Below are 13,429 nucleotides of genomic sequence, written 5' to 3'. Positions count from 1 at the left end.
CAAAAAACCGGCTTTGCAAACGTTTTCGTGCGGGTTGCAAACTGCCTTCCAAGACAGCATCATCCCGCCCCATGAGTGGACAGAATCGATTTGCTCCCCCATCGACCGGGCAGCAAACAATCAAACGAAGCGACCTGTTGCGGCAGCTCCGGCGTGTCGGGCTGCGCCGTTTGACGACTATTGTTGCACCCGCCGGCTACGGCAAGACCTCTCTTGCCGTCCAATGGTACGAGCTGTTGAAGGAGGATGGCGTCAAGCTCTGCTGGGTATCGCTCGATGCCGAACATACCAACCAGGAAGCCTTCCTGCTGGCCCTGATCGATGCGCTGCAGCCGCTGCTGAACGAGGACGGCGCGGACGCCGGCAACCTGCCTGCGGCAGCACTGCTATCCGTGTTGGCGACGCGTCTGCGCAAGATCGAAGGGCCGCTTGTCGTCTTTCTCGACGACTATCATTTCGCCCAGACGGATGCGACCGAGGCGCTGATGGCGAAGATCCTCGCCGACCTCTCGCTCGAACACATCAAGCTGGTGCTTGTCAGCCGCAGCCCGCCGCGCTTTCCGCTCTCGGCACTGCGGCTGCGTGGCGAGTTCAAGCAATTCGGTGTTGCCGAACTCGGTTTTACCGATGCCGAAGCGGGAGAGCTTTTCGCGGGTAAGGGCGCGCATCTGACAGAGGAGCAGGTCGGTTCTTTCAATCGCCGGACCGAGGGCTGGGCGGTCGCGCTGCAGATGGTGAGCCTGCTGGTGTCCGAAACCGAGGAAAGCGATAGGATTCTCGCCTCCTTCGATGGCGGTGGCGCGGATATGGGCTCTTATTTGTCGGAGCAGGTGTTCGAGCATCTTCCCGAGGATATCGGCCAGTTTCTCATCGACACAGCCGCTCTGCCGGCATTCAACCATTCGCTGCTCGAGGCGGTGCTGGAAAGCAGGGAGCGTGCCGACCTCTGCGAAAGGCTCGCCGAATACGCGCTTCCGGTGACGTTGCTTGCCGGCCCCGGCAACTGGATGCGGTTTCACCCCGTCTTCAACGAGTTCCTCAAGAAGACCGCCAGTCGCAGAGGCGTCGATGCCAATCTCGCGCTCAATCGCGCGGCGCTCTGGTTCGAAGCGCAGGGCGACGTAGACCGCGCGGTCCACCACGCGCTTTCGGCTGGCGATGCGAATCTTGCGGCGCGCATCGTCGAAACCGCTGGCGGCTGGCGGCGTGTCTATGCCACCACCCGCGGCGGCGCAACGCTCTTTCAGGCCCTGAGTGGACGCGCCTCGGAAATCGATCTGGTCCGCTTTCCGCTGGCGACCCTGGGGCTTTCGATCTTCAATGCCAAGGCGGCGCAGCTTGCCGCTGCCAATCACTACCTCGTCATCGCCGAGCGGGCCGCGGCTGTCGACGCGAGCTTGGCAAAGGACCTGCGTGTCGTGCGCATCCTTCTGGCGCTTTATACCGATCACTGGGCGACTGCGGCCGATCTTTCAGCGCTTGAAGATGATTTGCGGCAACCGGATGGGATGGAGCTCATTCACCGGGCGCTGGCGCTCAACATGCTTTCCTACAATTTCCTGATCCGCAGTGAGCTCGACCGGGCACTGCATTATGGGCATCTGGCCATTCGCGCCTTTCGCGACGGCGGCGCCGATTTTGGCGCCATGCACCTTTACACCCATATCGGCCAGGCATTCTTTCTCTCCGGTGATTGTGCGAGCGCGCTGTCGGCCTATGAGGAGCTGAGCTGCGAAGCACAGACCAATATCGGCCCCGGCAGCGATCTCGATGCTGTCGGCCAGGTGTTGAAGGCCGAGGTTCTGTCGATGCGCGGCGAGGCGGAGACCGCGGCGGAAATACTTAGATGGGCGCTGCCGCATCTCGAGCTTCACGATACCTGGTTCGATCTTCTGGCCGCCGGCTTCATGGCCGAGCAACGGGTCCTGCGGATGCGCGAGGATTTGCTTGCCGGCCATGCGGCCATGGATCGTATTCGCGCCGTAGCCCGCCGCCGTGGTTTCGACCGGCTCACCCGTCTGATTGACGGCGAGCGCGCCATGCTGCTCATGGCATCGGGCGATCTCGATCAGGCAATTCGGCATGCCGAGGCCAATGGCTTCGGCATGCAGGCAATCGTTTCGGATCGCGCCAATACGCTCTCCATCCATCTGCGCGGAGCGACGCCGGCGATCTTCTGGACACGCGCCTATCTGGCCCTTGGCGAGAAGGCCAAGGCGCGCGAGGTTTTCGACCAGTTCAGGACACGTCAGGCGCAGCGTCCGCACGTTCCGCGCCTGATCGAGCTTGCTCTGATCGAAATAGGAATACTGTTGGCCGAAGGCCGCGCGGATCTCGCCGCCGCGCGGCTTTCGGATCTCGTGTTAACGACCCCCCTCGATGACTACCGGGCGCTGCTTTATCTCGATCAATCCACAGGGCTCGGAGAGCTTCGCGCTCTCGCCAATCATCCAACAGTTGCGAGCGTCACTCGAAAGCGTCTCCAGTCTCTGCTCGTGGGCGGAGAGGAGACGCAGCAGCCAGCCGCCGATGATGGCGGATATGCCTTTACCGGCAGGGAGCGCATGGTGCTGGAATTGCTGAGCTCTGGGCTTTCCAACAAGGAAATCGGCCGGATGCTGGCGCTGTCCGACAATACGATCAAGTTTCATCTGCGTAATATCTTTGCCAAGCTCAATGTCTCGACCCGGACCGCTGCCGTGACGGCGGCGCGTCAAAAGGGTGTGCTCGATCGATAACCTACCCGAACGGGTGGGTTTTGCTATGGGTGCCCACCCATCGGGAAGGCTATCGACGGACGAAAAAACACCTAATCTGCACTCGTGCGAATATAATAATGAGGGGTAGATTCGTGATCGTCGTCGACCCGGTGACGCAGGAGATTATCGAGGGCAAGCTGGCAGCCACCGTCGACGAGATGGGCGTGGTCATGGCCAGGACCTCGATGAGCCCCGTGATCTATGAGGTGCTCGATTTCGCCTGTGGTCTCCTCACCCGTGACGGTGAGCTGGTGGCGCAGATGAACGGCATCACCTTGTTCACCGGCACCTTCGGGACACAGGTCAAATCGCTGATCGCACTTTACGGCGACGATCTGCAGGATGGGGATATCCTGCTGACGAATGACCCTTATTCCGGCGGAACGCATGCCTGCGATTTTGCTATCGTCAAGCCGATCTTCTTCGATGGCCGGATACAGGCCTATGCCATCAATGTTGCTCATTATCTCGATGTCGGCGGCTCGGTTCCGGGCTCGCTTGCGCCCAATGCCATCTCGGTCTTCCAGGAAGGGCTGAGGCTGCCGGGTGTGAAAGTGGTGCGCAGCGATCGCTTCTCCGGCGAAATCCTTCGCATCATCCGCGAGAATGTCCGTATTCCCGAAGTCGCGATCGGCGATCTCACGGCACAGGTTGCGACCGTCCGCGTTGCCGCCCGGCGCATGGGCGAGCTTGCGCGCAAATATGGCACCGATATCGTCGAAGCCGCGTTCGATCACCTGCTGTCGGTCAGCGAGAAGCAGGCGCGAGCCGCCATCGCCGCATTGCCCGACGGGACCTATGAGGCGGAGGATATCATCGACGGTGATGGCGTCACCACCGACCCCATCAAGGTCAAGGTGGCTGTGACGATTGCCGGAGACCGCCTGACGGCGGATTTCACCGGTTGCCCGCCGGCGGTCGCGGGCCCGATCAATTGCGCGGCAGGTGCGCTGCAATCGGCCGTGCGCACTATCTTCAAGGCGCTGGTCGCGCCGCAGGCACCGTCCAACGAGGGCTGGTTCCGGCCGCTTGCCGTCATCGCGCCGAAGGGCTCGGTTTTCACCGCCGAGAAGCCTTCTCCAACGGGCTGGTACTATGAGGGTTCGGTGCATGCCTCCGAACTTGTCTGGAAAGCTCTTGCCAAGCTGATGCCCGAGCGTTTTTCCGCCGGTTCCTATACCAGCCTCTGCGTCGTCTATATCGCCGGCAAGGATGCGGCGGGGCAACCGTTCATCCATATCGAGCCGCAGCATGGTGGCTGGGGCGCCAGCAAGGATGGCGACGGTGCAAATGCGCTGATCGCGCTCACCGATGGCGATACCTACAACTACTCCGTCGAGGTCATTGAAGCGCGCTTTCCTTTGCTTGTGCGGCGCTACGGGCTCAACGTCGAAGGGGGATCTGGCGCCGGGCGCCGTCGCGGAGGTTTCGGCGTCATTCGCGATTATGAAATCCTTGGAGATGGCGCTTCGGCCTACTGCAGCTTCGGCCGAACCGACACACCTCCCTGGGGGATCGAAGGCGGCAAACCCGGCAGCATCAATCTCCTGCAGGTGGAAGAGAACGGCGGCGCTATCGGCAATTTCGGCCGCGAGCCGCATATCGGCCTGAACTGTGGCGATCTCGTGCGGATCATCACTGGCGGCGGCGGCGGCTGGGGCGACCCGCGTGCTCGCGAGCGGGAACAGGTCCGCCGCGATGTCGAGGACGGCTACATCACCAGCGAGATGGCGCGCAACCTGTATGGATATGAAGAGGGGATGGCGCGATGATCAGACTGGCGACGGATGTAGGCGGTACCTTTACCGACCTCGTCGGTTATGATGAGCGCACGGGCGAGATTTTTACCGCCAAGAGCCTGACGACGGTTCATGATCAGTCCGAAGGTGTACTTGCGGCGATCGAGCTCGCTGAGAAGAAGGATGGGCTTTCGACCCGCGATGTGATCTTTTTCGCTCATGGCGGAACGACCGTCATCAACGCGATCACCGAACGTAAGGGCGTTCGCACGGCACTCGTGACTACCGCCGGCTTTCGCGACGTGCTGGAAATCGGCCGCGGCAATCGCCCGGATCTCTACAATCTTCAGTTCAAAAGCCCCGAACCCTTCGTGCCGCGCAGCTTGCGTTTCGAGGTGCGCGAGCGTCTGGATGCCAAGGGCCGGGTGCTGACGCCGATCGAGCTTGGCGATATCGAGCCGATCATCCGCGAGTGCCGCGCGCGCAAGGTGGAGGCGGTGGCCATCATCTTCCTGCACAGCTACGTCAATCCCGCGCATGAAATCGCCTGCGCGAAGGCGATCGCCGAAGCGCTGCCGGATGTCACGGTTTGCGCCAGCCATGAGGTTTCCCGTCAATGGCGGGAATATGAGCGCTCCAATACGGCCGTGCTCAACGCCTATGTCCAGCCGATCATCAAACGCTACTTCGCGCGGCTTGAAAGCGCGCTGACCGAGCGCGACCTCACCTGCCCCTATTATGCCATGCAGTCGAACGGCGGCATCTCCACCTTCGATCAGGCGCAGATGAGCCCTCTGACATTGGTCGAATCCGGACCGGCCGGCGGCGTGGCGGGTGCTGCGCGCATCGGCACGGTGCTTGGCGAATCGGAAGTGCTGTCGCTCGATGTCGGCGGCACGACGGCGAAATGCTCCTTGATCCATGACAGCCGCCCGACGCTCGATAGCGAGTACAAGCTCGAGCATACCCGCATCGCTCCCGGCTATCCGGTGCAGGTGCCGGTGGTCGATATCGTCGAAATCGGCGCCGGCGGCGGCTCCATCGCCCGCATTGACGAGCGCGGCGCGCTTTGTGTCGGCCCGGAAAGCGCGGGCTCGACACCGGGGCCTGCCTGCTACGGGCGCGGCGGTGACAAGCCCACCCTTTCCGACGCCTTGCTGACGCTCGGCATTTTCGATCCGGCAAGCTTTGCCGGCGGCCAGATGCAGCTCGACAAATCCAAGGCGGCTGCCGCAATTGCGACGGTCGCCGAGCCGATGGGGCTGTCGGTCGAGGATGCGGCTCTCGCCATCGTCGAGATCGCGCATGCGTCGATGATCAATGCGCTGAAGCTGGTCACAGTCCAGCGTGGGCACGATCCGCGCGATGCCGCTTTCGTCATTTCCGGAGGAGCGGGGCCTGCGCTTGCCGCGCGTCTTGGGCGCGACCTCGGCGTCAAGATGACTGTGGTACCACCGCATCCCGGCATTTTTTCGGCCTGGGGAATGCTGGCGGCAGAGCCGCGGGCCGATTTCCGCAGCACGTGGTTCTCGCCGCTCGGACCGGAAGCCGTTAGCAGTCTCAAGCGCCGTTTTGACGAGCTGAAGCGCGATGCGGTTAAATATTTCTCCAAGGGTGACGCGGCCGAGATACGCTATGTCTGCCGCGTCGAAGCGCGTTATCGCGGACAGGAGCACGGCGTCTTCGCCCTCTTCGAAATGGAGGATGATGCCGGGAGCTTTGCTGAACGCTTCCACGCCGCCCATGAGCGTGCCTATACGTTCCGCCTGTCCGGTTCACCGATCGAGATCACGATGATCCATCTGGAGGCGGTGCTCCACGGTCCGGTCATCGCCATCCCGAAACTCGACGGTGGCAGCCGTTCGCTCGAGACGGCCTTCAAGGGGCATCGAGAAGTCTATTTCGGCGGGACGACAGGTTGGGTGTCCTGCCCCGTTTACGAGCGCGCACGACTGCCGTCTTCGGAAAAGATTGCCGGCCCTCTGGTCATCGAGGAAGCGACCGCGACCTCGTTGATGGTTGCCGGGCAGGAGCTTGAGGTGAGCGAGGAGGGCTTGCTGCTCATCCGCGAAGCCGTAGGGGGAAGCGTCTAGTATGGCGATAGCGATCGGCCTCGACCATATCGTTAGAAACTACGGGCCGACGCGCGCCGTCGACGACGTGACGCTCGATATCAGGGCGGGGGAGTTTTTTACGCTGCTCGGCTCGTCCGGCTGCGGCAAGAGTTCGCTATTGAAATTGATCGGCGGTTTCGACAAGCCCAGCTCGGGTCGCGTCCTCTTCGACGGAAAGGACATGGCTGATGTTCCGGCCAATCGCCGGCCGGTCAATACCGTCTTCCAGTCGCTCGGGCTGTTTCCGCATATGAATGTCGCCCAGAATGTCGGCTATGGGCTGAAGTTGCGCGGGCTTTCCGGTGCGGCGCTCAAGACCAAGGTCGATGGCGCATTGGAGCTGGTCGAGCTTTCCGGCTTTGCGGATCGCGACGTCAATCTTCTTTCGGGCGGCCAGCGTCAGCGCGTCGCGCTGGCTCGCGCGCTCGTCATGGAGCCGGGCATCCTTTTGCTCGATGAACCTCTGACCGGACTTGACGAGCGGCTGCGGCAGCAGATGCGCGACGAGTTCGGGCGACTTCACAAGCGCACCGGCGCGACCTTCATTCTCGTCACCCACAATCAGGACGAGGCACTCAGCCTTTCCGATCGCATGGCTGTGATGCACAAGGGGCGGATCGAGCAGACCGACGTTCCCTCGCGCTTCTTTGAGGCTCCGGCCAATGCCTTCGTTGCCCGCTTCGTCGGCATCGATACACTTCTGAAGCCCGAAGGCATTTCGATTGCTGGCGACAAGGCTCTCGTCACGATTGCCGGGCAGCGCTTCGGCGCGAGTTTCTCCGGAGCGGCGCCACCTTCCGACGCCCTCGTCGCAATCCGCCCGGACCGAATTGAGCTTATCCCGGCTACCGAAGAAGCGGCCGAAATAATTGAACTTAAGGTTGTCGAAAGCATCTATCGCGGATTGAGCCATGACGTTACGCTCGCTTTCGCCGACAGCCAGCGCGTGGTGTTAACGACTAGCGCGGACGCAACTCCGCCCTCGCCGGGCGAAAGCGTGCGCGTCTGTCTGAAGCCGGGCGCTGCGCTCCTGATCGATCGTTCCGGAATACCGGCTCTGGCTGGAGGCGATGAGTAAGTAGAACCCGAATAGCTGACACAAGCGAAAAATGAGGGAAGGGAATGACACGATGACCAAAAGCAATAATCTCGTCTCCTCCGCCTTGAGGAGTAACATGCAGCGCCGCGACATGCTGAAGCTCATGGGTGCGGGTGCGGCCGCCCTCTCCTTTGGTGGGCTTTCTGCCACACGTGCCATGGCCGACGACGCAACGGTTGCATTCTGGGGCACCGCCACGCTCGACATCGGCGACAAATGGCAGGAATTTACCCGCCAGAGTGGCGTTTCGCCCGAATTCACAGACAACGGCAACGACGTCGGTCCAGTGGTTGCACGTCTTGCCGCCGGTAATGCCAACGATCTCTTCGATGTCGGCGGCTTTCAGGGCGGCGCCGAGCGCGAGCTTGCCAAGCAGGGACTGATCTCTCCGTGGGACGTCTCCAAGATCCCGAATTTCGCCGGCATCTGGCAATGGGCCAAGGATATCCCGACCTTGACCTATGAGGGCAAGCAGTACGGCATTCCAACCGTCGTCAATGCCGACTCCATCATCTACCGCCCCGACAAGCTCGGCAAGGTCGACAGCTATGGCGTCATCTTCGATCCGAAGCTGAAAGGTCGGGTCGCCATGGAAGATGCGTGGATCAACAGCGCCATCTTCACCGCCATCTATCTCAAGGAAGCCGAGAACAAGCCGATCAAGGAGCCGGGCAACCTGACGGAATCCGAACTGGGTCTCGTCATGGAATTCCTGATCAAGCACAAGAAGGATGGCCAGTTCCGCACCTTCTGGAACGGCTGGGAACAGGGCGTGCAGCTGGTGGCGAATGAGGAAGTCGACGCCATGACCGGCTGGGAGCCGATCGTCTATGAAGGGCGCAAGCGCGGTCTTCAGGTGGAATATGCAGCTCCCGTCGAAGGCTACGAAGGCTGGGGCAACAACACGGTGCTGCTCAAGGGTGCCACGGAGCGCGGCAAGGCCGATGTCGCCCACAAATTCGTCGATGCACTGCTGGCCGGCCTCTACGGTTGCGAGCTCGGCAAGGCGCGCGGCTATCTCGTGCCGACCGACAACAACCTCGCCTACGCCAAGGCTCATCCGGATGAATACAAGGCCGACGATGTCGCCAAGCTCGCCGACCATGTGAAGGCCAAGTTCTCCGGAAAGGTCTATTGGCAGAATTGCCGCCCGGACAATTTCCAACTCTACGAGGAGTGGTGGCAGAAGCTGCGCAACGCCTGATGTGACGCGATGGACCGGGGCTGGCGCATCTGTCGAAGGACAGGCCGGCCCCGAGCCGATGGGATCAACGCCGAGAGAAGGAGGATTAGACCATGAAGACACCGGTTCTACTGCTGGCTGCTCCGCTTGCGGCGATCCTCGTGCTTGGCCTCGCGCCGCTCGTTCTCGTCGTGGTCTGGAGCTTCTGTGCCTGGGACTCCGCCACCTACTGGATCAAGCCGGAGTTCAGCCTCGCCGCCTATGGCGCCATTCTGGAGGCCGGGCGCTGGAGCGTATTCCTGTCCACCCTCGGCAAAGCGTTCCTGACATCAGCTATTTGCCTCGTCATCGCCTATCCCACCGCCTATGCGATGTATTTTCTTGCCGGGCGCACCCTGTCGGTCGTGCTCGCCGCTCTTCTTACGATCCCGTTTTTCACGTCCTATCTCATTCGCTCCTTCTCCTGGCGGCTGCTGCTGGGCCGCACCGGCGTCATCAACACGCTTCTCCAGCAGGCCGGCATCACGGATGCGCCGCTCGACTGGCTGCTGTTCAGCGATTTCGCCGTCATCGTCGGGCTCGTCGCCTCCTACCTGCCGTTCGCAACCTTCCCCATTCTGCTTTCGATGCGCCGTGTCGATTCGATCGCGCTTGCCGCTTCGCGCGACCTCGGCGCCGGTTTCTGGACGATGGTGCGCACCGTGTTGCTGCCGCTGACCTACTCCGGCGTCTTTGCCGGGTTCCTGTTCGTCTTCGTCATGGTGGCCGGCTCCTCGACCGAAGTGCAGATGCTCGGCGGCGCCGGCGCCTCGATCGTCTCCGTGATGATCAACGACGTCATGCGCGTCGCCAATTTCCCGCTCGCCTTTGCGATTTCGACACTCATGCTCGTCATCGTCTTCGGACTGGTGCTGATCGGGGATGCCGTATTCGGCCTCTCCTCGCTGTTCGAGGAGCGAGGCCAATGATCGTCAGGGAAGGAACGACCCCGCGCGTCATCATCTGGACGTTGACCATCTTCGGCCTCATCGTGATCTATGCGCCGCCGCTCTATCTGCTCGGCGTCTCCTTCAACCCGGCGCTGCAGCCGGGGTTGCCGCATTTTTCCGATATTACCCTGAAATGGTATCTGGCGCTGGGCTCGGAAACTGCGCTCGTCGCCGCGCTCGGCCAGTCGATCGTCATTGCGCTTGCGACGGCTGTCATCGCGACCCTGCTGTCGCTCGGTGCGGCGCTGGCGCATCGCGAGCTTCGCCGCGGGCGCAGCCTGTGGTTCCTCACCGTGCTTTTGCCGATGTTCGTGCCTGGGGTCATCCAGGGGTTGGCGCTTTCGACCGTGATCAGCCGCGCCGGCGTCAAGGCCTCGGCCCTGACCGTCATTGCCGGCCATCTGCTATGGGCGATGCCCTTCGCCTTCATTGTTATTCTGACGAGCTTTGCTGCGGTCAAGCGGACCTATCTGATGGCGGCGGACGATCTTGGCGCCGGCCGCTTCCGGCAGTTCTTCGATATTACCCTGCCATTGATCCGGCCAGGCCTCGTCAGCGCCTTCATCTTTTCGTTCCTGCTGTCGCTCAACGAGTTTACGCGCGCCTTCTATCTGGCCGGCCGCCAAAACACGTTGCCGGTGGTGCTGTTCGGCAAGATGAATTCCGGCGCCTCGCCGACGATCTATGCGATGTCGGGCGCAATCTTTCTTGTTTCCAGCGTTTGCGTGGTGGCTGTGGCACTGCGTTCGCTGCTCATGCAACGCCGAGTGGGGTGATCGATATGCAAATAGGACTGACCAGTCGCAAGTTCTGCCCGCCCTTGGACCTCCATCAACGGGAGTATAGAGGATGAAACAAGAGTCGAAACTGATGGCGCTGATCCGCGCGGGAAAGAGGCAGGAGGCGCTTGATATGGTCGAGCGGCTGAAGGTGGCGACGCAATCGCCGCCGACGTCTATCAAGGTAGATCGGACAGGCGCCGTTACCTATTACAAAGGAAACCGCCGGTTCGTGAGAAACATCCAGGGCGGTTGGGATCTCATGCCGAAGAAAAAGTAGCTGGTCGAGATGCGGATCTTGGTATTGTGCCGGGCGGCGCTGCGGAGCTTGATGTGAGCGGGGAAGCGCGGAGGTATTTCCGCCGATTTCGATAGAAGATCGCGGTGAAGGAAAGCGTGAAAGCAGGGTTTCGTCAGGGGCCTATACCTCGAAGGTATCGAGACGGACATTACTCAATGCAACGGCAATTTCATCAAGTATTCAATATCTTTAAGATGTAATCATATTAGAAAATACCTTATTTAGAAATATAAAATTAACGTCCGCAGCCTAAGGTCTCCTCGATCGCCATCACGTAGATGAAGGTCGACTGAAGGAGACAGGACCATGTATCGTGTTTCTCATTTTAACAGGGATAAAGAGGGGGCCGCAGCCGTCGAGTTCGCGCTCATCGCGCCGCTTTTCTTCCTTCTGTTGCTAACGCTGGTTGCTTTCGCCATCTATCTCACCGCGGCGCATTCGCTGCAGCAATTGACGGCCGATGCCGCCCGCACGGCGGTCGCTGGGTTATCGGCAGACGAGCGAAGCCAGCTGGTTCAGAGCTTCGTGACCAATTCGACGATCAATGATGCTTTCATCGACAAGAACAAGTTGACGGTGACCGTCGCCACCGACCCGACGAATGCCAATCAGTTCACGGTTAGCGCCAGCTACGATGCGTCGGCTCTGCCGATCTGGAACCTCTATACGTTCGCGATGCCGGACCAAACCATCCGCCGGTACTCGACGATTCGCCTGGGAGGTCTCTGATGGATCGGCTTCTCGGTCGGCTCGCTTCTTTGCGAGACAGGCGAGGAAACGTCGCCGTCACGACTGCACTTGTCTCGCCTTTAATCCTTTATTGCCTTGGCCTCGGCATCGATTACGGCATGATGACGCTGCAGCAACGACACCTGCAGCAATTGAGCGACATTGGCGCAATCTCGGCCGCTTCCGATATTGCAAATGCTCCAACTGCTCTTTTGAACAATCTCCAGAGCAACGGCACGACGGCTGCGGTTGCCTCCGGCAGCAACTATATGACAAGCAGCGGGCTGGTCACCGCGGCTGCGGCCAATTCCGGTCAATATGAGACTTTGGCCAATCTGGTGCTCGGCACGTATACGGCGGACACATCGATCCCGCTCGCAAACCGCTTTTCTTCGACGGGAACCGCGCCAAACGATTCCGTCAAGGTCACGCTGAGCCAAAAAGCCGTGATGCCCTTCGCTTCTGCCTTTGCCACGCCGCCGACCCTGAGTGCGACAGGCACGGCATCCAGCGAGCGTCTGGCTGCCTTTTCAGTCGGATCGCGGCTCTTGAGCCTCAATGGCGGTGTTTTGAACCAGCTCCTCAGCACATTGCTGGGAACACAGATCTCCCTGAAGGTCGCCGACTATCAGTCGCTCGTCAGCGCAAACGTCAATCTTTTGAGCTACCTCAATCTCCTGGCGACGGATCTGAAGTTGACAGGCATAAGCTATAACCAGCTTCTGGCGACCGACGTCACCTATGACAAGATTCTCGGCGCCCTTGGCAAATCGACCAACCTTTCGAGTAGCGTCGTCACCCTTATCAACAATCTGGGCAAGACGCTCGGCACCACGAAGGTGACCGTCAAGCTGCAGGATATTGTCAACCTCGGTCCACTCGGTACCAATCCGGTCGGCACCACTCCTAATCTGACCGCCAATATCAGTGTGCTGGATCTGATCTCGGCGACGGCGATGGCTGCCAACCAGCAGAAGCAGATCGCTCTCGATCTCGGAGCCCAGCTGCCAGGTGTCGCGACGGCGAAGCTGACGCTCGCGATCGGAGAAATGTCCCAGCAGACCCCCGCCCTTGCCGTGGGTGCGCCGGGCACGATCGTTCGCACGCCGCAAGTTCGCGCCGCGCTCGAAATCGCCGTCACCGGCCTGTCGCTGATTGCGGGGCTGAAGCTCAGAGTGCCTCTCTATATCGAGCTTGCTCCTGCCGAGGCCAAGCTTGCCTCGATCACCTGTGTCGGCGGCTCCATGCCGAACGCCGTCGTGGGGATAGATGCCGTGCCCGGTGTTGCAGAAATAGCGCTTGGCGATGTCAATACATCCGCCTTCGTAAACTTCGGCTCCGAGCCACGGGTCACGCCGGCCGCGATCATCGATTCCCTTCTTCTGAAAGTGATCGCCGGCGCGCAGGTCGATATTGCCAACATGAGCCCGACGCGATTGACCTTTCAGCCTCCCGAGATCTCGGCAGGCACGATCAAGACGGTTTCAACCAACACCGTCCTGACCTCGACCATCTCGTCGCTTCTGAAAAACGCCACCATCACCATTCAATTGCTCATCTTGACCATCGGAACGCCGACGGGGGTGCTTTCAGCCATTGCCGACACTTTGGCGATCGTGACCGCTCCCCTCGACCAGGTCCTTTACAACCTGCTCGGCCTTCTTGGCATCGGTATCGGGCAAGCTGACGTAACCGTGACCGACGCGCGATGCACGCAGCCTGTTCTGGTGCAGTGAG

The 13,429-nt window shown here is 60.8% G+C and carries 10 protein-coding genes; all 10 read left to right on the top strand.

Features of this window, described 5'->3' with window-relative positions; translation table 11 throughout:
* The first annotated feature begins 170 nt into the window (after positions 1–170).
* Positions 171–2,738, top strand: a complete 2,568-nt coding sequence (locus ACIQWP_RS01130) for a LuxR C-terminal-related transcriptional regulator (RefSeq protein ID WP_402781061.1) — start codon at positions 171–173, stop codon at positions 2,736–2,738.
* A gap of 98 nt (positions 2,739–2,836) precedes the next feature.
* Positions 2,837–4,531: a hydantoinase B/oxoprolinase family protein gene (locus ACIQWP_RS01125; RefSeq protein ID WP_402781058.1), complete on the top strand. Its 1,695-nt coding sequence runs from the start codon at positions 2,837–2,839 to the stop codon at positions 4,529–4,531.
* Complete coding sequence (locus ACIQWP_RS01120) at positions 4,528–6,591, top strand: hydantoinase/oxoprolinase family protein (protein WP_402781055.1); 2,064 nt, start codon at positions 4,528–4,530, stop codon at positions 6,589–6,591. The genes ACIQWP_RS01125 and ACIQWP_RS01120 overlap by 4 nt, the downstream gene beginning before the upstream one ends.
* 1 nt (position 6,592) lies before the next feature.
* Positions 6,593–7,690, top strand: coding sequence for an ABC transporter ATP-binding protein (locus ACIQWP_RS01115; protein WP_402781052.1), 1,098 nt, complete (start codon positions 6,593–6,595; stop codon positions 7,688–7,690).
* A gap of 52 nt (positions 7,691–7,742) precedes the next feature.
* Positions 7,743–8,915 carry a PotD/PotF family extracellular solute-binding protein gene (locus ACIQWP_RS01110; RefSeq protein WP_402781049.1) on the top strand — a complete coding sequence of 391 codons (1,173 nt, stop codon included), beginning with the start codon at positions 7,743–7,745 and terminating at the stop codon, positions 8,913–8,915.
* A gap of 92 nt (positions 8,916–9,007) precedes the next feature.
* Positions 9,008–9,862 (top strand): ABC transporter permease, encoded by an 855-nt coding sequence (locus ACIQWP_RS01105; protein WP_402781046.1) that lies wholly within the window; start codon positions 9,008–9,010, stop codon positions 9,860–9,862.
* Positions 9,859–10,659 (top strand): ABC transporter permease, encoded by an 801-nt coding sequence (locus tag ACIQWP_RS01100; RefSeq protein WP_402781043.1) that lies wholly within the window; start codon positions 9,859–9,861, stop codon positions 10,657–10,659. The genes ACIQWP_RS01105 and ACIQWP_RS01100 overlap by 4 nt, the downstream gene beginning before the upstream one ends.
* 73 nt (positions 10,660–10,732) lie before the next feature.
* Positions 10,733–10,942, top strand: a complete 210-nt coding sequence (locus ACIQWP_RS01095) for a hypothetical protein (RefSeq protein ID WP_402781040.1) — start codon at positions 10,733–10,735, stop codon at positions 10,940–10,942.
* 327 nt (positions 10,943–11,269) lie between these two features.
* Positions 11,270–11,692: a TadE/TadG family type IV pilus assembly protein gene (locus ACIQWP_RS01090; protein ID WP_402781037.1), complete on the top strand. Its 423-nt coding sequence runs from the start codon at positions 11,270–11,272 to the stop codon at positions 11,690–11,692.
* Complete coding sequence (locus ACIQWP_RS01085) at positions 11,692–13,428, top strand: pilus assembly protein TadG-related protein (RefSeq protein ID WP_402781034.1); 1,737 nt, start codon at positions 11,692–11,694, stop codon at positions 13,426–13,428. The genes ACIQWP_RS01090 and ACIQWP_RS01085 overlap by 1 nt, the downstream gene beginning before the upstream one ends.
* The last annotated feature ends 1 nt before the right edge of the window (position 13,429 follow it).

Source organism: Rhizobium sp. NPDC090279 (assembly GCF_044769665.1).
GTDB lineage: Bacteria > Pseudomonadota > Alphaproteobacteria > Rhizobiales > Rhizobiaceae > Rhizobium.
This window is presented reverse-complemented; position numbering and strand designations above follow the sequence as displayed.